Source organism: Streptosporangium oxazolinicum (assembly GCF_039537505.1).
GTDB lineage: Bacteria > Actinomycetota > Actinomycetes > Streptosporangiales > Streptosporangiaceae > Streptosporangium > Streptosporangium oxazolinicum.
The window spans coordinates 446,636-469,449 of the sequence record NZ_BAABAQ010000003.1 but is presented as its reverse complement, the minus strand read 5'-3'; the positions used below and the strand labels follow the sequence as shown (position 1 = coordinate 469,449).

General features: G+C 69.3%; 15 protein-coding genes. 5 read left to right on the top strand and 10 right to left on the bottom strand.

The window, feature by feature from the left end; genetic code table 11:
* Positions 1-10: 10 nt before the first annotated feature.
* The 5 genes from ABD817_RS11575 to ABD817_RS11555 form a co-directional block, all read right to left on the bottom strand.
* The gene (locus ABD817_RS11575; protein ID WP_344917819.1) at positions 11-2,704 is read right to left on the bottom strand and encodes a trypsin-like peptidase domain-containing protein; all 2,694 of its coding nucleotides are present in this window, start codon (positions 2,702-2,704) and stop codon (positions 11-13) included.
* On the bottom strand, positions 2,701-3,786 hold the full coding sequence (locus ABD817_RS11570; RefSeq protein WP_344917818.1) for a CHAT domain-containing protein: 1,086 nt from the start codon (positions 3,784-3,786) through the stop codon (positions 2,701-2,703). Before ABD817_RS11570 ends, ABD817_RS11575 begins: the two co-directional genes overlap by 4 nt.
* Positions 3,787-4,018: 232 nt before the next feature.
* Positions 4,019-5,761, bottom strand: coding sequence for a hypothetical protein (locus tag ABD817_RS11565; RefSeq protein WP_344917817.1), 1,743 nt, complete (start codon positions 5,759-5,761; stop codon positions 4,019-4,021).
* Positions 5,762-5,769: 8 nt separating this feature from the next.
* Entirely contained in the window at positions 5,770-6,705 is a 936-nt protein-coding gene (locus tag ABD817_RS11560) for an AAA family ATPase (RefSeq protein WP_344917816.1), read from the bottom strand.
* Complete coding sequence (locus ABD817_RS11555; RefSeq protein WP_344917815.1) at positions 6,702-7,043, bottom strand: CU044_2847 family protein; 342 nt, start codon at positions 7,041-7,043, stop codon at positions 6,702-6,704. The genes ABD817_RS11560 and ABD817_RS11555 overlap by 4 nt, the downstream gene beginning before the upstream one ends.
* Before the next feature lie 1,299 nt (positions 7,044-8,342).
* Here ABD817_RS11555 and ABD817_RS11550 point away from each other — a divergent pair.
* Together ABD817_RS11550 and ABD817_RS11545 are read left to right on the top strand one after the other, a co-directional pair.
* Positions 8,343-11,153, top strand: a complete 2,811-nt coding sequence (locus ABD817_RS11550; protein WP_344917814.1) for a PQQ-dependent sugar dehydrogenase — start codon at positions 8,343-8,345, stop codon at positions 11,151-11,153.
* The gene (locus ABD817_RS11545) at positions 11,146-12,333 is read left to right on the top strand and encodes a ThuA domain-containing protein (protein WP_344917813.1); all 1,188 of its coding nucleotides are present in this window, start codon (positions 11,146-11,148) and stop codon (positions 12,331-12,333) included. Before ABD817_RS11550 ends, ABD817_RS11545 begins: the two co-directional genes overlap by 8 nt.
* A gap of 213 nt (positions 12,334-12,546) precedes the next feature.
* Here ABD817_RS11545 and ABD817_RS11540 read toward each other — a convergent pair whose 3' ends face one another.
* Both ABD817_RS11540 and ABD817_RS11535 read right to left on the bottom strand, forming a co-directional pair.
* Positions 12,547-13,269: an MBL fold metallo-hydrolase gene (locus ABD817_RS11540; protein ID WP_344917812.1), complete on the bottom strand. Its 723-nt coding sequence runs from the start codon at positions 13,267-13,269 to the stop codon at positions 12,547-12,549.
* The gene (locus tag ABD817_RS11535; RefSeq protein ID WP_344917811.1) at positions 13,266-14,504 is read right to left on the bottom strand and encodes an FAD-dependent monooxygenase; all 1,239 of its coding nucleotides are present in this window, start codon (positions 14,502-14,504) and stop codon (positions 13,266-13,268) included. Before ABD817_RS11535 ends, ABD817_RS11540 begins: the two co-directional genes overlap by 4 nt.
* A gap of 143 nt (positions 14,505-14,647) precedes the next feature.
* Here ABD817_RS11535 and ABD817_RS11530 point away from each other — a divergent pair, with 143 nt between their 5' ends.
* Both ABD817_RS11530 and ABD817_RS11525 read left to right on the top strand, forming a co-directional pair.
* Positions 14,648-15,091 (top strand): MarR family winged helix-turn-helix transcriptional regulator, encoded by a 444-nt coding sequence (locus ABD817_RS11530; RefSeq protein WP_344917810.1) that lies wholly within the window; start codon positions 14,648-14,650, stop codon positions 15,089-15,091.
* Positions 15,092-15,339: 248 nt separating this feature from the next.
* Positions 15,340-18,417 (top strand): M14 family metallopeptidase, encoded by a 3,078-nt coding sequence (locus ABD817_RS11525; protein ID WP_344917809.1) that lies wholly within the window; start codon positions 15,340-15,342, stop codon positions 18,415-18,417.
* Between the two features lie 131 nt (positions 18,418-18,548).
* Here the strand turns inward: ABD817_RS11525 and ABD817_RS11520 are convergent, their stop codons facing one another.
* Together ABD817_RS11520 and ABD817_RS11515 are read right to left on the bottom strand one after the other, a co-directional pair.
* The gene (locus ABD817_RS11520; protein WP_344917808.1) at positions 18,549-19,085 is read right to left on the bottom strand and encodes a GNAT family N-acetyltransferase; all 537 of its coding nucleotides are present in this window, start codon (positions 19,083-19,085) and stop codon (positions 18,549-18,551) included.
* A gap of 137 nt (positions 19,086-19,222) precedes the next feature.
* Complete coding sequence (locus ABD817_RS11515) at positions 19,223-19,699, bottom strand: SAM-dependent methyltransferase (RefSeq protein WP_344917807.1); 477 nt, start codon at positions 19,697-19,699, stop codon at positions 19,223-19,225.
* A gap of 183 nt (positions 19,700-19,882) precedes the next feature.
* Between ABD817_RS11515 and ABD817_RS11510 the strand changes: the two genes are divergently transcribed.
* Positions 19,883-20,896, top strand: a complete 1,014-nt coding sequence (locus ABD817_RS11510; RefSeq protein ID WP_344917806.1) for an NAD-dependent epimerase/dehydratase family protein — start codon at positions 19,883-19,885, stop codon at positions 20,894-20,896.
* Here the strand turns inward: ABD817_RS11510 and ABD817_RS11505 are convergent.
* Positions 20,893-22,323: an NsdA family TPR-like regulatory protein gene (locus ABD817_RS11505; protein WP_344917805.1), complete on the bottom strand. Its 1,431-nt coding sequence runs from the start codon at positions 22,321-22,323 to the stop codon at positions 20,893-20,895. The genes ABD817_RS11510 and ABD817_RS11505 overlap by 4 nt on opposite strands.
* Positions 22,324-22,814: the final 491 nt, after the last annotated feature.

The window sequence follows — 22,814 nt, the reverse complement described above, 5'->3', positions numbered from 1 at the left end:
CGGGCCCGGCTCAGGGGCGGGCCAGCCAGAGGAACGGCTCCAGCACGTTGATCGGACGCACCTCGCCGCGTATCCGGACCTCGTCACCGGACCCCGTCGGGATGAGGTTTTGGTAGTCGTCCATGGTGAAAGGCCCGTTCCTGGGGGCGTAGAAGCCGATCGACGAGGTCACGAAGTATCTGGTCCGGTCCTCGTGGAAGAAACGGGCGATGGCGTTCGGCACGATGTCCGTGTTTCCGTCGGCCGATATCCGGCACAGCTGCTGGAACAGCTCCTTCGCGTCCTCGGCGACCACCCGGGGAAACCCGAAGGGATCCTCGGGGTCGGTCGTGAGCAGCCCCATCCGCTTCGCCGTCTCCATGATCTTGAAGTCGTCGAACTTGGTGACGCAGACCGCGAGACGTTGCGGCAGGCGGCCGGTCGCGTCGAGGTCCCGGCCGAGCCTCGGCAGCGTGCTCAGGAAGAAGTCGTAGATGTCGTCGCTCTCCGGCTCACGGAGGGGGTCGAAGAGGTAGACCAGGTCGTCGCAGGCGGTCAGCCATCGCGTCATGTCCTCGCGCGGCCCGCCGGAGGTGTCCATGACGCCGAGATGGAGACGGACGCCGGTCTCGCGGCGGCCCATCCCCAGGAAGCCCCGGGACGACCGGCTCCCCAAGATCATCAAATCCGTGTCATCCAGGGCGGTGTCCGGCGAGGGGAACCTGCGCTCCTGTACGAGTGCGCCGGTGAGCGTGACGAGCTGATCGGCCGCCGCGGGGTTGGCACCCAGCAGCGACAGGCCGGAGTCGTGGAGCAGGAGCGCCACGTTGAGCGCGGCGAGAAAGGTCGTCTTACCGCTGCCCGCGGGGCCGAGCAGCCCGACGCGGCGTACGCGCCGGCCGGGCTCGGGCGCCGGAGCGTACCTGGGCGTGGTCCCGGGCGTGCCGGCCGGCCTCCTGGCGGGCGCGAGGTGCTGGATGGCCATCGCGTCCACGAGGGCGTCCGGTTCGGTCCATTGGAGTTCCACGGAATGGTCGGCGCCGAGCCGTCGCAGGTGCGGGGACGCCCGGTCCGGTGTGTCGTCGATGACGGTCATGAGGCGCACCCCGCGTTCGGCGAGCCGCCCGGTCAGCTGCTGGTGGTCGTAGCGGTGCGGGCACGGGAGTGCCGTCCCTCGGCTCGCCCTGGCCGGGTGGGGCGGTTGCCTCGCCAGCACCAGCAGGACGACGGGACGGCCAGGGGCGCCGAAGGGGAGGTGACGGTCGATGTAGTGCAGGGCGTCTTCCAGGGGGGCTGCCCCCGGGAATCTCTCCGACGTCGACGTCAGATTCGCCAAGGACGTCAGGGCGTTCTCCGCGGGCTCCAGCCAGGAGCCGGTCACCACCGGCCGGTGCCCGTCGCCTCCACGGCTGAAGTCGTGGTAGGTGTAGCCGACGATCGCCACGTTCACCTCGCCGGGATACCTGGCCGCCAGCTCTTCGATCGTGGCCGCCGCCAGCCGTCGGCGCCGCAGGACGGCCTCGCTCCTCCCGGACATCTCGACGGCGAGGATCACGTCCGCCCGCTTCCGCCGGGGGGCGGCGTCCCGCGCGGCCTGGTCGTCCGGCGGGTCGTCCGGTGACCCGGCGCCGTGGTCCGGCGGGAGCGCGGCGCGCACCGGGGCCAGGCGGTCCCGGTCCAGGACATCGGGTCTCCCTTCGCGGCCCTCGCGCAGCCGTCCGGGAAGCAGCGCGTCCACCTCCCGCATCGTGATCGCCACACCGCTTCCCGGCCCGTCGGCCCACAGGACCATTCCGATGACGGCCCCGTAGCCCGGCGACCACACCGCGGCGCCGCTGAGGCCGGGATCCAGCCGATGGCCGGGGTCGGCGGTCAGCGTGACGTTCCCGTGAGCGGGAGCGGGGTCGATGACCCCCTTGACGACGACGCTCCGGCCCTCGCGGTCGGGCAGCCCCGCCGCCGACCACCGCCGTCCGACCAGGTCGTCCACGTCGTTCAGCCGTACGGGCGCGGGGAGCACCTCGGGTGGGGGAGCCTCCCGGAGCACCAGGACCGCCAGGTCGCTCCGGGATATCTCCAGCCTCGCCTCCGTCCTCGGGGCCACCGAGGCGCCGTACCGGTGCGCCGGCCGGTTCGCCCTGGGGAAGGTGATCCACAGCCGGCCCGTGGGCGGGCTACCGGCCAGAAGGGCGTGGGCGCAGGTCAGCACCCGGCCGTCGTCGACGAGCACCCCGGCACTCACCGGCACCGGATCGCCCTCCAGGTGGATCGCGGCGACCCAGCTCCCCTCCTCTCCCGACAGCCTCTCCTGCCGGGGTTTTTCGGGGACGGTCCGGAGGTCGAGGTGGCGATCCTCCTCGCCGGACGCGAGCGCGGTGATGCGTACGGGCAGGGGGTCGGTCCTGACGGTGGCGCCCCTCTGGGTGCTGAGGCTGAGCCAGAGTTGGTGATCCCCGGTGTCTCCCAGCGCGGTCACGATGAACCGGGCGGGTCCGTACGTGCCGCCGAACCGGTGGAGGATCACCGAGATGTCGTCCACCGACTCGACGGCGATTCGCTCCCCGCCGTCGAGCATGCAGCTGAAGGCGAACTCCTCCTCCTGGTAGGGCCACTCGTCGCCGGGCTCCGCGAGCCTGAGATCCACCGTGACCAGGTACTCCTGGCCCACCGTCATGGTCTGGGGCCAGCTGACCAGCGGCTCCAACCGGATGGTGGGTGGGCTCACCGGATCCCCTCGCGCGGCGTCGGGCTCAGGGTGGTTTCCGGGCTTCCGAAGTACGCGTACATGAAGGCGTAGAAGAACGGGAGCAGCCGCGCGGCGGCCTCTTCGTCGTCCTCGCCGGGGACGCCCACGATCGGGGCCGCGGCTTTTCTCCGATAGTCGCGCAGGGCCACCACGACGGGCGTGTCCGGGCTCTCGGTGAACGCGTCGAGCAGGCTCTTCGCCAGGTCGTACCCGTGCCTCCGGCCGACCTCTCCAATGGTCCCGATGAATCCGGAGGCCCCCGCGCGGAGGAAGACCCTCGCGAAGCTGCGCAGCGTGGTGTTGTCGAGGTCGGGGTAGACGCCCTCTCTGGCGGAGTGGCAGGCGTTGAGGAAGACGAGCCCGCCGTCCCGTTCCAGGCGGAGCAGGTCGTGCCCGTCGATCTCGCGAAGGCTGATCCCGCGCTTCGAGTCGCGAGAACCCTCGATGAGTTTGATCTCGGCCGCGGAGTGGGGGATGTCGGTCCTCCCGTACTTTCCGTGGCAGGCCACGTAGACCAGTGAGACGGGGTCGCCCTCCGCGTCCAGGAGATTCAGCAGGTCTTTGAGAGTGACGTTCCGGGGGGTCGTCTGGAATCGATCCAGCAGGGCACGGTCACCCGCCATGTCGGGAGCGACGTAGGCGAGGATCTCGCCGGTGCATCTGGTCACCGCCGAGGGCGGTGTCCCCACCGAGCGGGCGATCGGGAACAGCGCGCCCAGCCACTCACCGGCCAGACCCTTGTCGCGGTGTCGCAGCAGTTCCCAGGGGAGGCTGTAGCCGGTGACATCCTCGATGATCATACGGATGTCGTCGCCGTGCGCCCGGCGGATCTCGGAGAGGAAGCCCCTGAGGCCGTCGCTGGCGTCCTTGGACCAGCTCATGAGGCGCAGGAACGTCTTGGTCGGGGATTCCCCGCCGTCGCCGCCGTGGATGAGGTCTCCCAGGGTCAACCTGAAGGGTTTCACCTGTTGCGGCTGCCTCTGATAGGTGAGCGCGATGCCGCAGCAGCAGACCCCCGCGAGTCCGTAGCTCTCCCTGCCGGTGCCACTCTCCCGCCACACGTTCAGGCGGGCGGTCCTGGGGGCAGGCCGGCGGTGGGATCGACGGGGGCAGGGCGAAGGGGGGGCGTCGCGGCGGCTTCCGGCCCGGGGCCGCCGGCCGGTGGAACCCATGCCCCCGCCGCCCCGGGATCCCCGTTCGGGGGAGCCTGTGCTCGCGTGGGTCCGGCGGCGCGCGGGTTGAAGGGACGTCCGCCTCTGAGCAGTGCCCTGCGCAGCCCGTTCGGCATGCCGTTCATCGTGGCTCACCGCCCTGCTGGAGCCGGGCGCCGCAGGCCTCGGCCAGCGCGCGGGTGAGGGCCGCGCCCGGCCGGGGGCCGGGATCGAGGACGACGGCGTGGATCCGTTTCATCCTGCTCAGTTCTCGCGCCATCGCCAGCGCGTCCTCCACTCCCTCGCTGCCGACATGATCGGGTAGCCGGCCCGTCGCGCTCGCGCGCAACGGGATGTTGCCGCGCCCGTCGGTGACGATGACGAGCAGCACGTCGTCGGCGGGGATCCTCCCCAGATGGAGCCGGTGGCGCAGTGTCTCGACGGCCAGGTCGAGTCCGTGCGCGAGCGGGGTGCAGCGGCCCACGGGCCGTTCCAGGGCTCGTACGACCCGGGGGTCGAGCAGGCTGGACGCGCTGAACCGCTGGGCACGGAGCTCGTTGGCGACGCCCGCCGCGCCGACCTCGATCACGGAGACACCGGCCCTGCCGGTGTAGGCCCACTGCAGGTAGGGGGCGAGGGCGTCGAGCCAGTTCCAGCCCGCCCTGCACGTGTGGTCGAGGACGAGGACGAGGAGCCTGGCCGGGTCGGCACTGCGGCGATGGACCCTCAGGTCCGGCGGGATCAGGTGCAGAGGGTGCGGCGGGCGGGAGTAGTGATCTTCGCAGCGCCGCGCCTGCAGGGGGGCGGCGCCGAGGATGGTGGCGACGAGGGCCAGGTCGCCGAAGGTGCCCGGCCGCGACCCGACGGACCTGCCGTGGCTCGGCCGCGACGAGGAGTGCCGCGCGGTCGGCGAGCGAAGCGACCCCGGGTCTCGTTCCGGTTCGGTGTCGTCCTCGGGGTAGGGGCCGCCGGGGTCGGCGGGGGAGACGGGGCTTGGAGCGAGAGGCTGGGCGGGAGCCGGGGCCACGACGTTGAACCCGTCCGCTCGCGCCGAGGGTGACGGCTCCTCCCCGCCGCGCCTTCCGGCTCTCCCCGCCGCTTCCGGGTCGTACCGCTCTCGGGCGACGCCGTCGCCGGAACCGGCGTCGTGCCCCCGGTCGCGCGGCGCGGGGAGGCGCAGGAGGGACGCCGCCCGCCTGACATCGGCGTTCGTGGTCCGCGTACGGCCGCCGAGGGTCGCCAGCGCCCGGCTGATCCTGGCGAGGGCGAGGTCACGGCGCGCACCGGCGACGCCCGCCGGGACACGGTCGAGAACCTCTCGGGCGACCTCGTCGGGCATGGTCGCCAACCGGCCCCGGGCCAGCGCGCGACGCCACTTCTCCGCCGGTGGTTCCAGGTCCGCGTGCAACCCGGCGGCGTTGACGCGCAGGGGGAAGCGGTCGAGCAGATGGGGCGGGATCCGGCCGACGTCGGCGCGGGCGCAGGTGGCCACCCACCGACTCCGCGGCGCCCAGGTCACGCTGAGCCCCTCGCGCTCCAGGTGGGCCACGTCGGCGTCCAGAAGGGCGATCGCGGCCCGCTGCCCGGTGAGCGAGAGCCTCGCGAGGTCGGAGACGAGGACGGTGAGGGGAGGAGCGCCACGTTTGTCGACGAGGGGTCCCGGCGAGACGCCGAACGCGGGCCTGGAGGCCAGGCCGGTCCACGCGGTGTTCGCGACGGCCGACGCTCCCAGCACGTACGGGTGGGGGTTTCCGAGAAGCGAGCCGAGCCAGTGCCCGATGCCGAGGAGCAGGGCGGGCTCCAGGTCGAACAGGAGCACCCCGCGGAGCCGTGGGTCGAGCGCGGCGCACGCCAGGGCGTACCTCACTCGCGATGCGGTCGGCATGGCCATGGTCACCCCGAAATGATCTTGTCCAGCTGGTCCCGCTCCTTGGCGGTCCACTTGATCGACTCTCCGTACACCGCCTCGGGAAGGCGATGGGCCAGGGCGAACTCGGCCACCGCGCCGACGTCCTCGGCGGTGACGACCCCATGTCCGTTCAGTGCCGCCCGCGCCCTGGCGGCCAGTGCCATCACCTTCTCGCCACGGTGCCCGGCCACCTCGAACCTCGCCGAGATCCGGGAGCAGAGCCCGAGGATCTCGTCCGGCGTCCGCACCTCGCCCACCCTCGCCCTCGCCCATTCAAGGCGCTTGCGTATCTCCCGATCCCGCGCGGCCCCCTGCTCCAGCCACGGGGAGGACGGCTTGGTGATCTCCTCCTCGAACCGCAGGACCGTGCGGAGGATCTCGTGCCGCTGCTCGACCGCCGTCTCGGCGCTGACCGGCACCAGCAGGCCGAACCGGTCGAGAAGCTGCGGGCGCAACCACCCCTCCTCGGGGTTCATGGTGCCGACGAGCGTGAACTTGACGGCGATCGCCGGCCGGTCGAGCCCCTCGCGATGGACCACGAGCACGTTGGTCGAGGTGACGTCCAGGATGATGTTGACCAGGTGATCGTCGAGGAGGTTGACCTCGTCGATGTAGAGGAGGCCCTGCTTGCCCGCGGCCTCCAGCAGACCCGCCTGCCACTCGGTCCCGCCCGTCATCAGCGCGTCGATGCTCCAGCCGCCCAGCACGCGGTCCTCGGTGGCGTTGATGGGCAGCGTGACCGGGAGCCCGCCGTGGGCCATGAGGCTGAAGGACCGCACCGTGGTCGACTTGGCCGTGCCGCGCTCGCCGCTGACGAGCACGCCGCCGATGCCCGGCGCGATGAAGGCCAGCTCCAGGCACCGGCGCAGATCCGTCTGCCCGACGACGTGGCTGTAGGGCAGAATCCGTACCTCGGTCATGGAGTCGGCTTCCTCCAGCGCAGCGTCACCAGGAGCTGCGCCCCCGAACTCAACTCCACGATCTTCGCCCCGACCTTGCCGTCGACCTTCACGGCGATTTGCATCTCGAACTCGTCGGGACGCGCCTTCTCCGCCATGGCCTCGATCTGGTCGCCCACCTCGTAGGCGCAGGTCGTCACCATCTGGATCGCCTCGCTGAACAGGTGACGGCTGATCGCCAGCGGCTTTTCGAGTGCTCCTCGGGTGTCGCCGTCGTAGATCGAGGAGTGGTCATTCGTCGCTAATTCGTCGAGCTCGATTTGGATGGCCCCGTGACCGGACACACTCGGGACCGCCACCACAACCATGAAACCTCACCGGAGATTGATGTTCTCTGTGCCGCGTGGCAGGTCACCGATTCTGCCGTAGATACCGGCGCGCGTCACCATATCCGGTGATGTGCTCTTTGGAATGCGGCCCGGTGGATTCTCCCGCCTCCGGGTCTCGAATGAAACATCGCGCATTCGGCGGGGACGGGCGTCCTGTGTCGTCGTGGGTCGTGAAAGGTATCGGGCCGCTTGGGCGGCTTTCACGATCCGTTCCGCGGGGGAGAACGCCGAGGCCCTGGCGGTGTTTCGGGATCCTCGCCCGTGCGGGGGTACTCCTCGCCAATGCGGGGCCACGAAGATCTATAAGGGCATTTAGGGGGAATAGTACGAAATATCACTAAAACTCTGGTTCGGGGTCCGAGGGGCCCGTGGAGTGGCGGGTCCCCGTCCATCCGGCGTCCTCCCAGGTGCCGTCGGCGGATAACCGGAAAGCCGGACCGGCTTCGTCGGCGCGCGACAGGAAAGCCCGGGTGGACTCCGTTGGTGCGCGACCGGAAATCCTGTCCCGGATCCGTTGGTGTGCGACCGGAAAGTCTGCTTCGGAGCTGTCGGTATGCGACGGGAAAGCCCGCCCCGCCTTCGCCGGTGCGTGTTTGGAAACCCCATTCCGGCTCCGCCGACGCGTGACCGGGAAGTCCGTCCAGGCCCCGCCGGTGCGCGACGGGAAAACCCGTCCCCCTCGGTGTGGCCTTTCTTTGGAACCCTGTTCTTTCGCGTCAGGATCCGTCACTCATTTCCTGACTCGCGAGACCGGTGAGCTCCACCGGGCGACCGGGGATCGGCGGCCTCGGCCGACTCCTGACGGGCCGTTGGCGGGCGACAGGTTAGCGATCATGAAGAGAGCGCTCCCTGCCATGGGATGGTTGCGTTCCCGTTTCCTGTCGACGGCGGAGCCTCGTGGAGTCGGCGGCCGATCGGAGGGGAGAGGGAAAGCGCTTCCTCGAAGAGCTCCGTATTTGGCCAGCTCAGAGATGGTTGTCACGGTGCAACAGGGCGGTAAGGGAGCGTTCCCTGGAACGCACCGGTGTTCGCTCGGAGTGTGCGGGCTGTTTCCGCCAGGTTAAGCAGCCTCTTGACAAGGATTGTCGGGCAAGAGCAATCTCGGGTTGGGAGAGCGCTCCCTCGATAATTTCCCGGTGTCCCCCGCCAGAGACTCCGAACCCCCCCGCCCCGAGACCCTGACCACCGGTCCACCCCCCACAGAGACCTGGAGTCACCCCCATGGCCTCGCTCCGCCGATGGTTACCACCCTTAACCGCTCTCCTCACCGTGACCGCCCTCCTGTCCCCGCTCCCGGCCACCGCCGCCGTACCAACCGCGGCCTCGGCGAGCGCCGCCGCCCCGCCCGTCGACCCCACCAAGTTCCAGCAGGTCACGCTGGCCAAGGGCGTCGCCGAGGTGGGAGAGCCCATGACGATGGCGGTGCTGCCCGACCGCTCCGTCCTGCACACCGCCCGCGACGGCACGGTCCGGATCACCGACGCCGCCGGAAACACCAAGGTGTCGGGCAAGCTCTCCGTCTACTTCAACGACGAGGAGGGCATGCAGGGCGTCGGCGTCGATCCCGGCTTCGCCACCAACCGGTTCGTCTACCTCTACTACGCGCCGCCGCTGTCCACGCCGCCGAACGGCTCCCCGCCCGACGGCACCCCGGCGGACTTCGCGCGGTTCGAAGGCTACAACCGGCTCTCGCGTTTCAGGCTGAACACCGACGGCACGCTCGACCTCGCGAGCGAGAAGAGCGTCCTGCAGGTCAAGACCGACCGCGGCACCTGCTGCCACGTCGGCGGTGACATCGACTTCGACGCCGCGGGCAACCTCTACCTGACCACCGGCGACGACAGCGAGCCCGGCTTCAACGACGGCTACGCCCCGCTGGACGACAGGCCGAACCGCAACCCCGTGCTCGACGCGCAGCGCACCGCCGCCAACACCAACGACCTGCGCGGCAAGGTGCTGCGTATCAAGGTGAACGCCGACGGGTCGTACTCGATCCCGGCCGGGAACATGTTCGCGCCGGGCACCGCGAACACCCGTCCGGAGATCTACGCGATGGGCTTCCGCAACCCGTTCCGGATGAGCGTCGACAAGGCCACCGGCGTCGTCTACCTCGGCGACTACGGCCCCGACGCGGGGGCCGCCGGTCCGCGCGGCCCCGGCGGGCAGGTCGAGTTCAACCGGATCACCGGGCCGGGCTTCTACGGCTGGCCGTACTGCACGGGCAACAACACCCCGGCCGAGACCTACGCCCGCTACGACTACGCCACCGCGACGATCGGGGCGAAGTACAACTGCGCGGGCGGCCCGGACAACACCTCGCGCAAGAACACCGGCCAGGTCAGGCTGCCCGCGGCCAAGCCCGCCTGGATCACCTACGACGGCTGCAACTTCCAGCCGTTCGGCTGTGGCGCGGAGTCGCCGATGGGCGGCGTCGTCTACCGCTACAACGCCGCGCTGAACTCGCCGGTCAAGTTCCCGCAGTCGCTCGACGGGCACTTCCTCGCCGGTGAGCTCCAGCGTCAGTGGATCAAGGACATCGAGGTCAACGCCGACGGCAGCCGGGGCACCATCCAGCCCTTCCCCTGGTCGGGCAAACTGGTGATGGACATGGCGTTCGGCCCCGACGGCGCCCTCTACGTGCTCGACTACGGCACCGGCTGGTTCAACGGCAACCAGGACTCGGCGCTGTACCGCATCGAGCACATCGGCACCGGCGGGCGGGCGCCCATCGCCAAGGCCACCTCCGACAAGGTCTCCGGGAAGGCGCCGCTGACCGTGGCGTTCTCCTCGGCGGGCAGCTCCGACCCGGACGGCGACGCGCTCACCTACTCCTGGGCGTTCGGTGACGGCGGCACCTCCACGGCGGCCAACCCCACCTACACCTACACCACGAACGGCAGGCGGATCGTCACCCTGACCGTCAGGGACAGTACGGGCAACACCGCGACGGCCAACATCGAGATCAACGTCGGCAACACCGCACCCGTCGTGCGGATCGATCTCCCGCTCAACGGGCAGGTGTTCAGCTTCAACGACGCCGTGCCGTACCGGATCACGGTCACCGACGCGGAGGACACGACGATCGACTGCGCCAAGGTGAAGATGACCTACATCCTCGGTCACGACACCCACGGCCACCCGCTCGCCAACGCCAACGGCTGCTCGGGCACGATCCAGACACCCGGCAACGGCGAGCACGACGGGGCCGCCAACCTGTTCGGGGTCTGGGACGCCGAGTACACCGACGCGGGCGGGCTCACCACCCACACCCAGCACGTCACCCAGCCGAGGAACCGGCAGGCCGAGCACTACACCACCTCCCAGGGCGTCACCGTGTACGACAAGCCGACCGCGCACGGCGCGAAGACGGTGGGCAGCATCGAGAACGGTGACTGGATCTCCTTCGACCCCTACGTCCTGAGCGGTGTCACCAGGCTCACCGCCCGGGTCTCCTCGGCGGGGGCCGGTGGGACGATCCAGGTCAGGGCGGGTTCGGCGACCGGGACCCTGCTGGGCACCGCCACCGTGGCACCGACCGGCGGGTGGGAGACGTTCGTCGACGTCTCCGCCACCCTGGCGAACGCCCCGGCCGGGACCACCAAGCTCTTCCTGGTCTTCGCCGGAGGGGCGGGCCCGCTGTTCGACGTGGACGACTTCACCCTCACCACCGGGACGGGCCCGCCGCCCACCGGCACGCTGCTGTCGGCGGGCCGCCCGGTCACCGCGTCCTCGACGGAGAACGCCGCCTCCGCGGGATCCAACGCGGTGGACGGCAACCTCGGTACGCGCTGGTCGTCGGCGTTCTCCGACCCGCAGTGGATCTCGGTGGACCTGGGCGCGGCCCGCCAGGTGAACCGGGTGAAACTGCAGTGGGAGGCCGCGTACGGGACGGCGTACCGGATCGAGACCTCGACCAATGGCACTACCTGGACGCAGGTGCACGCCACGACCGCCGGTGACGGCGGCGTGGACGACGTGAGCTTCACCGCGACCAGTGCTCGATACGTGCGGGTGTACGGCACCCAGCGCGCGACCGCGTACGGCTACTCCCTATGGGAAATGGAGGTCTACGGTGCGTAATGTCATCGCGGTTGTCACCGCGTTGTTCGTCGTCATGATTGGTCTGGGGGCTCCAGCCTTGGCAGCTGATCCGGCGTACAAGGTCCTGGTCTTCTCCAAGACGGCCGGGTTCCGGCACGACGCCATCCCCGCGGGTATCACCGCGCTGCGCGGGCTGGCGACCGAGAACGGCTTCACCGTCGACGCCACCGAGGACGCGGGGGCCTTCACCACCGCCAACCTCGCCCAGTACCGGGCGGTCGTCTTCCTGCTGACCACCGGCGACGTGCTCAACGCCGCGCAGCAGACCGCGTTCGAGTCCTACATCGGGGGCGGCGGCGGATACGTGGGTGTCCACGCCGCGGCCGACACCGAGTACGACTGGCCCTGGTACGGCAACCTCGTCGGCGCCTACTTCGCCTCCCACCCCGCCATCCAGCAGGTGACCGTACGGGTGGAGGACCGCACGCACCCCTCGACGGCCCACCTCCCGGCGGCCTGGGTGCGCACCGACGAGCTGTACAACTACCGCACCAACCCCCGCTCCACCGCCCGCGTGCTCGCCACGCTGGACGAGTCGACCTACTCCGGCGGGTCGATGGGCGCCGACCACCCGATCTCCTGGTGCAAGACGTACTCGGGCGGCCGGTCCTGGTACACCGGCCTCGGTCACACCATCGCGTCCTACAGCGAGGCGAACTTCCGGGCGCACCTGTACGGCGGGCTCCGCTACGCGGCCGGGGTCGTCGCGGGCAACTGCGGCACCACCCCGAACCCGACGCCCACCCCGACTCCCACGCCGAGCCCGGGTGTCGTGCTGCTGTCGTCCGGACGCCCGGTGACGACCTCCTCCACGGAGAACGGCGGTTTCGCCGGGGGCAACGCGGTGGACGGCAACGGCGGCACGCGCTGGTCGTCGGCGTTCTCCGACCCGCAGTGGATCTCGGTGGACCTGGGCACCGCCCGGCAGGTCAGCCGGGTCCGGCTGAACTGGGAGGCCGCGTACGGCAGGGCGTACCGGATCGAGACCTCGACCAACGGCACGACCTGGTCGCAGGTGCACGCCACGACCACCGGTGACGGCGGCGTGGACGACGTGAGCTTCACCGCGACGAGCGCCCGCTACGTACGGATGTACGGCACCCAGCGCGCGACCCCGTACGGCTACTCCCTGTGGGAGCTGGAGGTCTACGGCAGATAGGCCGCCAGGACCGCGACAGCGGCCCCGGAGGTTCAGCGGTTCTCAGTGACGGGAGTCCCGGTCCGGTTCGCCGGGCCGGGGCTCCCGGCGTTTCCGAGCGGTCGCCGCCAGGACGCGGTCAGGGGTTCTCCGGTGCGCAGCCAACCGGCCGGGGATCGGGCGCGGGCGGCGCCCTCGGCGGGGCCGGTCACGCCGAGGGTGGTGCCGGGTCTCTCATGACGGGCCCGCGAACACGTCGGTGGCGTCGCGCAGGGCCTCGCCGGCGTCGCGCAGGAGGGGCGGGCCGTGGCCGAGGCCGGCGATCCGCGGATCGAGCGCGGCGAGTCGCCTCCGCGCCCTTCGAGCCCGATCCCTGTCGACGTTGAACGGTCCCAGGGTGGTTCGCCCACCGGGGCCGTTGATCGCGACATCGCCGGTCAGCACCGCCGCGCAGTGCGGCAGATGCAGGGCGACGCTGCCCCAGGTGTGCCCCGCGACAGCATGAACGATCATGGATTCCCCGGCGTCGACGGCGTCGCCGTGTTCGAGCTCCACCGAGACCTCGCACCGGGGTGCCCTCATGTTCTCCGGATGGGCGGCGGCGATGCTCTCGTAGATCGGCCGTTCCGCCGCTGTGAGGTCCGGCGACGGCGCGGGGCTCTCGCCACGCAGCACGGCCGCGTCGCGAAAGCCGGCGCACACCTGAGCGCCCGTTGCCTCGGCGAGCGCGGACGCGGCGCCGGCGTGGTCGCTGTGGAAGTGCGTGAGCACAATGGACTCCACATCGTGAGCCGTGCCGCCGAGCTCGGCGATCGCGCCGAGAACCGTCGCCTCGTCGCCGTACAGCCCCGGATCGACGACGACGAGGCTGCCGGTGGCCGTGCGCCACAGGTACGCGTTGCTGGCCGAGGTGGGCAGGTACCACAGGTCACGGGCGATCGCCCGCGCGCCGGTCATGCCATGTCCCCTTCGATGGCGTCGGCGGTCCCGGGCCGGCTACCGCCGGGAAGGAAATCGGGGAGGGTGATCCTGTCGGCCGGTGGGGAGCTGATCTTGTCGGCCAGGGCGAATCGCTGGGCCAGGGGACTGCCGGCCGCCTTCGCGAGGGTCCGCAGGGTTCTGACCCCGGCCCGGGTGCGGGGATGGGCGATGCCCGGCGTGCCGGGAGGGAGTTTTTGCGCACCGGCGACATAGGGCCGCATCCTCCGCTCGAAGCGGTCGAAAGCCCGCGCGTGGTCCGACGCGGTGGCGAGTTCTGCGGCGAGCACGTACGCGCCGACCAGGGCGAGGCTGGTTCCCATGCCGCTCAAGGGGGCCGCGCAGTAGGCGGCGTCGCCGACCAGCCCGACGCGGCCCCTGCTCCAGCGGGGAATACGGACCTGCCCGACGGCATCGAAGTAGTAGGGCGCGTCGTCGAGGCCGTCGAGGACGCGCGGGGTCTCCCAGCCGCCGTCGGCGAAGGTCTTGCGCAGAATGGTGGTTTGGTCCCGTTGGTCGAGATCCTCAAGACCACGGACATTCGACATGAAGCCCAAAGTGGCCCGGATCGTGCCGAAGTTGTCCGGCCGGAGGGTCACGGAGCGTTGACCGGGCGCGTTGTACCAGCGCCACCAGTCACTGTCTTCGGCGGTCCGGGGGATCGTCAGATACGCCAGATAGAGGTCCAGGTACCTGATGCGCGCGTCGGGCATGACCAGCGAGCGCGTCCGTGACGTCAGGCCCTCGGCGACGACGACGATGTCGAAGGAGCGCGGCGCGGCGTGCCGGAAGGTCACGTCGACGCGATCGCCCCGGTCGTCGAGTCCGGTGATCTGGTCACCGAAGACGTACTCCGTGGCGGGCAGCGTGCTCTCGTAGATCACGCGGGAGAGTTCGCCGCGCAGGATTTCGAGTTCGGCGGTGGCGCCGTCGACGGTGGTGGCGTTCCTCGGGAAGGACGCGACGGTTCGCCCTCGGTCGTCGACGATCTCGGTGCCCTCCTCACCGGTGGCGGTGGCGAACAGGGCGTCCTCGATGCCCATGCGGCGTACGACCTCGCGTGACGCCCCTCGAACGTCGACGTTCTGTCCGGCGTCGCGTAGACCGTCGAAACGCTCGACGACGGTCGTGCTCCAACCGGCCGCGTTGAGCCAGTGGGCCAGGGCGGGGCCCGAGACGCTGGCTCCGGAGATGAGGATGCTGGGTGTGGGCATCGTCGGATACACGTCCTTTGGGCGGTTGGGGGGTCGCCGGGGACGGGACTTCCCCGGTGACCACACTTGACGAAGGATCGGGTGACCCTCGACCCACAATATGTTGTTTTATCTAGTAACTAGACATTGGAGGGTAAAAGTTCATGGGCGACCAGCACCAGGAGCTGCCAGAACTCACGGAGGCCACGATCGCGGTACAACACCTGATCGGCGCCGCGCGTGAACTCTCGGCCCGCGCCGCACGCGAACTCGGCGTCAACGCCACCGACATGGGCGCCCTGTCACTGCTGGAGCAATATGGGCCGATGGGGCCCGCCGAACTCGCGTCGCGACTCGGGATCCGGTCGGCGTCGGTGACCGTGCTGATCGACCGCCTCGAACGCGCCGGCCACGTAGAGCGCTCCAGCCATCCCCACGACCGCCGCCGCGTCACCGTCGCCGCCACCCCGGCGGCACATCAGGCCACCCTTGAGTTCCTGCGCCCCGCGATCATGGCCATCGACGGCATCAGCAGGGAACTCGACGCCGACGCCCACCGCGCCGTCACCGATTACCTCAAGCGGGCGACACGTGCCATGCGACCGTGAACGACCCCACCGTGACCTCGGTACGACGTTCGGCCGCGCCCCGCACGTCCTTCGTGATTTCGGAAGCCCTGGATTCGCGCTGACCACATCAGGTCAGAGCGAAAAGCTGGCGAGGATTGACGTTGACTCAGGTCCGTCTATCCCCCAGATTTCGGACATTCCTGTCTCTCGGGGGATGTACGGAGGTTGCAATGAAACGTGCGAGATTATCCATTCTCGCAATCGCGGTCCTGCTCCTGGGCTTGGTCGTGAGCACACCCGCCGCGGCGGTACCCGATCCACCCGCCGGCGACGACGGAGTACGCGTCTACGTCGGCGAACTCACCCCGCAGCAGCTGGACACGCTGCTGAAGTCGGGCGTCGACCGGGAGGAACTGCGGTTCACCAAGTCCGCGGACGGCAAGAAGGTCAGCGTCGAGGCGATCCTCGGCGCGGCCCAGGCGGAGCAGCTCAGCAAGGCGGGCCTCGGCCTGAAGGCCCAGCGGTCCGCGGCGGCCAGCAGGCAGGCGGCCAAGGGGGACGGCGTCTTCAAGCCGTACAGCGGCGCGGGGGGCATCCGCGAGCAGATCGTCAACGCGGCGAACGCCAAGCCGAACATCGCCAAGGTCGTCAACCTCGGCACCACGGTCAAGGGGCAGCCGCTCACCGCGATCAAGGTGACCAAGGACGCGCGGCAGCTCAGGGACGGGGCGCGCAAGGCCGTGCTCTACATGTCCGCCCAGCACGCCCGTGAGTGGATCACCCCGGAGATGAACCGGAGGCTCCTGCTCCACTATCTGAACGGCTACGGCACCAACCCCGAGATCACCCAGCTGGTCGACACCGTCGAGCTCTGGTTCATCCCGGTCGCCAACCCCGACGGTTACGACTACAGCTTCACCAGCGGCAACCGCCTGTGGCGCAAGAACCTCCGCGACAACAACGGCGACGGCCAGATCACCAGCGCCGACGGCGTCGACCTGAACCGTAACTTCGACTACAAGTGGGGCTACGACAACGAGGGCTCCTCCGACAACCCGGCCAGCCAGACCTACCGGGGCCCGAGGGCGCAGTCGGAGCCGGAGACCATGGCCGTCGATACCCTCGCCAAGAAGATCGACTTCACCTACATCCTCAACTACCACTCGGCCGCCCAGCTCCTGCTGTACGGCGTCGGCTGGCAGCAGGCCACGCCCTCTCCCGACGACCTCATCTTCGAGGCGCTGCTCGGCGACGACGCGACGCCCGCCGTCCCCGGCTACGACCCCGACATCGGCGCCGAGCTCTACACGACCAACGGCGAGACCGACGGTCACATGACCAACAAGCGCGACGCACTGACGATCACGCCGGAGATGACCACCTGCGAGGTGGCGGTCGAGAGCGTCCCCGACGACGAGTGGACGCTCGCCGACTGCGCGGGCGGCTCGGGCTTCACCTTCCCCGACAGCGAGGCCCTCATCCAGGCGGAGTTCGCCAAGAACGTCCCGCTCGCGGTCGACCTCGCCAAGTCCGTGCAGACCCCCGACACCCCGGTCTCCCCGGTGAACCGCGCGGTTCCCGACTTCCGGCCCGACAGCTTCACCGTCTCGTACGGCGACCCGCAGCCGGTGGCCGTGACCATGCGGCGCTCCCTGTCGGCCAAGCAGCTGCACTTCCGGATCAACGGCGGCTCGGTGAGCGTGCGCGGCCTCAAGGAGTGGGACGGCGGCGAGCGGTACGGCGACGAGAACGACCTGTACTTCGCCGAGTACCGCGCCAAGGTCGAGGGCGCCAAACCGGGGGACAGGGTCGAGGTCTGGTTCTCCGGCCACAAGCCCGGCACCGGGACCGTGGAGAGCGAGCACTTCACGTACAAGCTGGAGAAGAAGCCCAACGCCAAGGTGCTCGTCGTGGCGAACGAGGACTACACCGGCTTCAACCCCGACTACCCGGCGTCGGTGACCGCGCCGAAGTACATCGCGCAGTACAGGCAGGCGCTGCAGACCGCCGGATACTCCTCCGAGGCGTGGGACGTCGACGCCCAGGGCGTGCCGCACCACCTCGGGGTGCTCAGCCACTTCAAGGCGGTGGCCTGGTACCTCGGTGACGACCGGCTCGCGATGGACGCCCAGGACGTGCAGACCCAGACCCCGTTCGGCCCGCTTCCCGACATGGACGTCAAGCGGCAGCAGCAGGACCTGACCATCTCCGTCCGCGACTACCTCAACGAGGGAGGCAAGCTGCTCTACACCGGGGAGACCGCCGGATACTTCGGCTTCTTCGGTACCAGCCTCGGCGGCATCTACTACGGCCTGGACGGCGCCCCGGACTCCGACTGCGTCATCACCAGCCAGGCCGGGTTCTTCGATGAGTGCCTCATCCTCGCCGACGACTTCGCCCAGTACTACCTCGGCGTCTACGGCCGCAACCCGCGCGTCGGGCCGACCGGGTTCACCGGCTCCGGTGCCGCGATGAACGGCACGAGCGGCACCTTCGGCGGCCCGGCGCTCGCCGACAACCCGCTGGACGAGGCGGGCAGCCTGCAGGTGACCAGCGACACGCTGCCACCCGCGCAGTTCCCGCAGTTCAGGAGCTCGGCCGTAGCCGACTACATCGGGGCGACCGGTCCGTTCGACCCGGCCGAGGGCGACTGGTACGTGGCGGGCCCGCACACCGACGACGCGTACAAGAGGCTGACGCGCACGATCGACCTGGCGGCCGTCCCCGCCGCGCAGCAGCCCAAGCTCCAGTTCCAGCTCTCCTACGACACCGAGCCGGGCTACGACAACGTCATCGTCGAGGCGCACACGGTCGGCCAGGACAACTGGACGACCCTGCCCGACCTCAACGGCGGCACCGCCACCGACGTCCCGACCGAGTGCGAGGCCGGCTTCCTGCTGGACGAGCACCCGTGGCTGCTGCGCTACCTGACGCCGGGCAACCCCTGCACGCCGACCGGGACGAGCGGTTCCTGGAACGCCTTCACCGGTAGCTCCGACGGCTGGCAGCAGGTGGCCTTCGACCTGTCCGCGTACGCGGGCCAGCAGGTCGAGGTGTCGATCAGCTACGTGACCGACCCCGGCACCGGCGGCGTCGGCGCGTTCGTGGACGACACCAGGATCACCACCACCGGCGGCCAGCTCGCCGCCGAGGGCTTCGAGTCCGGCCTCGGCGCCTGGGCGATCCCCGGACCGCCCCCGGGCAGCCCGGCGAACGCCGGTGACTTCACCAGGGCCCAGGCCGACAAGACGGCGGCCGTCTCGACGAAGGACACCGTGTTCCTCGGCTTCGGCCTGGAGCAGGTGGCCAGCCCCGCCGAACGCGCCACCACCATCAAGAAGATCATGGAATACCTGATCGGCTAACCGGGTCTTCCCACCGGTAACCGCATCGTGAGGCCGGGCGCCACACCCGTGGCGCCCGGCCTTCGCGCGTCCGGCTTCCGGAGAAAGACCCGCGCCGACGTGGCCCGCACAGCGGACGCGCCGGAAACCCCCTACTTCTTCAGGTCGAGCACCAGTGCGTCACTGGCTCTGGCGTCGGGCGCGGATCGCACGGCGCTCACCGGCCGCCATCCCCAGCGCTGGTACATGGCGTGGGCGGGAGCGTCCGGATCGGCCAGCAGCGTCGCGTACGGCGCGTCCTGCTGGGCCAGCAACGTCTCCAGAAGCCGTCGGCCGATACCCCGTCGCCGGTGGTCCTCGCGGACGTCCAGCTCGATCACCGCGAACCTCGGCGAGCCCGCCAGCTCAGCGGGAGCGGGAGCGGCTTCCCCTGCCCACCACCGATCCACCCCGAACGCGAGACCGAACGAGAATCCCACGAGCTCCGCCCCGTCCCGGGCCGACACCAGAACGAAGCTGTCATTCTTCACTTGCCGACCCGTGCGCTCAAGAAACCGCTCACGACTGAAGAGCGGCCCGGACAGATAAGGGGGCTCGGCGTAATTCTCCAGGTACAGATGGACGTACTCATCACTGAGCACCTCGGCGGCATCCCCACCGGTCAGGCACCGGTATTCGATATCGGTCACGTGTCCTCTTTCGCTACCGTCAGGGCCAGATGTTGCCGATACTCGCAATGGCACGCTGCGCTTTGTGCCCGGTCGGCGCGGCGTCAGCCGCACCGTAAGCGATCAGGTGTCTCGTGACGTCGCCCACACAGCCGCGTTCAGTTTCGCGGGTCGTCCCAGTAGTCCTTGAGCATCTCGCCGGGCCAGACAGGCTCGCGTACCTCGCCACGCGGACCCATCTCCCTGAAGTACGGCGCCAGATCATACACAGGGCTGCCGTGGATCGCGTCGAGATCGGTGACGTACAGGTCCAGGCCATCAACCTTCAAGAGGCGGGGGAAGGACTGCGCGAGCTGGTTCGGGCGGCGATGGTTACGGTGGACGAACGTGCCGGTGGATGGCCAGGCGGGGTTGTTGCGCGGGCTGCGGGCGTGTAGCGCAACATCCTCGGGCGAGGCCCGGTGGAAGTGCCAGACGACCAGCAGGTGGGAGAACTCCTCAAGGCCCTGGACGACCTCGGCGGGGAAGTCCGCGTTCAGGCGGATGATCGCCGTGCCACTCCAGTGGTCGTCGGTGGGTTCGGTGCGTCCACCCACAACGGTTCCGATGGGCTTGATCTCCAGCGACTGAGTCATGCGCCTATTTTCATCCTGTCGATCCGGCGTGATCAATCTACGTTGGTCAGGTATGCGGTGGCTCATGCGTCCAGTTCGGTTTCAGGTCCAGCCCTTGAACAAGACCTGTCGCTGACACCGCCCGCGTAAGCAACCCCCGGCGGGGGCTCGTCTCCGACCCGCCCGTGAGCCAGGATCGAAGGCATGCGAATCCTCATTCTCGGCGGCACGAAGTTCCTCGGGCGCATCGTGGCGGAAGAGGCGCTGCGCCGCGATCACAACGTGGTGACGTTCAACCGCGGCACGTCCGGCGGTGACGTGCGTGGAGTCGCACCGATCCGCGGAGACCGCACCAGTGACCGGGACCTAGCGACGCTCGTCGCGCAAGGCGACTGGGACGTGGTCATAGACACGAGCGGAATGACGACCTCCATGGTGGAAAACTCCACCCGCGTGCTGGCCGACGCCGTAGACCGCTACGTCTTCGTCTCCACGGTGAACGTCTACAAAGGCTGGCCCACCGACCCGCTCGACGACGACTCGCCCATCCGCGACTACACCCCGGTCGGCCCGGCCGGTGAGAGCGACGCCGACGAGTACGGCCGTCTCAAGGCCGGATGTGAGCGGGCCGTCACGACCGTCTTCGGAGAGCGGGCCACGCTGCTGCGGCCCAGCGTCATCCTCGGCCCGTACGAGTACATCGGCCGCATCCCCTGGTGGCTGTCGCGGATCCAGGCCGGAGGCCGGGTCCTGGCACCCGGCCTCCCGGACCGGTCCATCCAGCCGATCGACGTCCGCGATGTCGCGGCTTTCGCGCTGGACGTCGCCGAACGGAACCTCGCGGGGTCCTACAACCTGGCCGCGCCGATCGGCCATTCCACGTTCGGCGCGTTCCTGGGCGCGTGCCGTGAGGTGACCGGTGCCGACGCCGAACTCGTCTGGGTCGACGACGCGTTCCTGCGCGATCACGGTGTCCCCGAGTGGGTCGGACTGCCCCTGTGGCGCGACTACCAGGGCACATGGCATGTGGACGCCGCCCGTGCTCGCGCCGAAGGCTTGAGATGCCGCCCGCTGGAGGAGACCGTCGCCGACACCTACGCGTGGCTACGCGGTGGTGCTGTGGTCTCCTCCGAACGATCCGCCGAACTGGGCATCAGCCGCGAGCGCGAGACGGAGATCCTCACCGCATGGGACGCCCGCGACGAGGCCGACGGCTAAGGCGAACCGGGGGGAAGCGCCCGGATGGTCGACCCGGAGGCGAACTCGACGAGATCCTCGGCGAGTTCGTGAACCGCCCGCGTCGCTTGGACCTCGGCGAGCGGAACCCGCATGCCTTTCAGGCGCCGCAGGATCGGGACGGTCCGCATGTCCTCCGGCAGAGTGAGCACCGAGCGGAGCGTTTCGTGAGCGGCGGTCACGTCGCCGAGCAGCAGCCGGGCCGTGCTCATGTCCAGCAGGATGGTCGCGTCCACGATCGGGGAACGCTCCTCGGGTGGCGCGGCCCGCGAGATGGCCAGCGCCCGCTCGGCGTGGTCGAGAATCAAGCCCGTGAGGTGCCGCAGGGCTGCCGGTTCGAGTTCTGTGTGGCGCCGCTGCACCACCTCCAGGAACGCGCTGGACGCGCATCGCTCCTCCCGTGCCAGGTCCCACACGAACATGCCGCCGACGTACTCCAGATCGTCCTCGTCCTCCTGGGCGGTGGCCCGCGCGTCCTGGGCGTCACGCACCGCCCGTAGTGTCTGTTCTGGGTTGCCCAGATGTGACCAGGTGCGGGCACGGATGCTGCTCAGCCGGGCGGCTGCCACCCCGGTCGGGCGGTGTTCCTCGCCACGACGGACCGCTATCAACGCGTCGCCGGGACAGTCGTTCCAGTACGAGGAGGTGGCCTGCATGCCGCGGGCCCACACCGCGAGGGGGACGTGGCCGATGTTGTTGCCATGGACCCAAGCCGCGCGGGCGTGGTCGGTGGCCATCCGGTGCTCGCCCAGGTCGATGCACGCCTCAGCCAACATCGAGCACAACAGCCCGTTCATGAGCGACAGATGACGGAGCTGGTCGGGGTTCCGGGTCTGCCGGGTTTTGGCCTCGACGTGATCCCGTAATTCTGTGATCTTGGGGAACATCACGATCGGCGACCGGTTCAGGTAGGTCCGGGCGAGCGCGGTGACGTCGGCCTCGAGGATTTCCAGGGTGGATCGGCCGAGCGCCGTCTCGGCGTGGGTAGCGGATTCGCGGGACTGTTCAGCAGCAGACATCATCAACTCATGCAAATTCGTAGGAATCGGCCGAACGGCCGAAGTGTCGGGCGCACTCCGTATGGCGTCGGACATCGGTGAAACGTTGATCACATCCGGGCCGGGAATGGGCATTACGGCGACGGGGACTTTGGTGAACAGCCTCCGGGCAGGGCAGCCGAACATCTTCTCAAGCACCTGGCACGCGTCGATTTGCGGAAGCCCTCTGAGTTCGCCGGAAAGCCACCGCTGATACTGCCGCCGCTCCACGGTCAACCCTCGCAGATCAGCCGCGTTGGCGGCCTTTTCGTAAGCGCGGACAAACAGTTTGTACGGCAGCAGTTTACGAGCGCGGACAAGCTGCTTCAGGTGGGTCTCCTCCGCCTGCTCCATCACGATCCAGCCCTTCACCGTGGGTCCTGTCGATCGCAGGGTAAGCGGCAACGTCCAGTGGTGGAAGTTATGCGTGCCCTACATGTCGCAAATGTCTCACCCGCGTCACATAGATGTCCCACACATGTCCCAACTGGACGTGAAAAGACGCCGCCGGAACCCTCCCGAAGACACCGAGCGGACCTTCATGCTCAACCCACTCGTACCCGTCTTCCAGCGTTCAAGGGTTCCTCATGAAATCTTGTGAGCAGTCTCCTACCGTCAGTGGTGCTGAAGCAGACACCGCGCACGCGAAACGATCGGCAGCCGAAAAGCACGAGGAACCGGGGATAAGCGAAGCGAGGGAGGAGAAATACAACGACGCGTTGGCCGATGTGCAGCGGCTTTTGAGGGATTATGGAGTTCGCTCGTGCGCCATCCGTACCTTCGGCCTGAGACTGTCCGATAAGAGAGGTCGGCCGATCCAGCTGGGGGAGACCAAGCGGTACGTTCCCGAGTTGGTCGTTCAC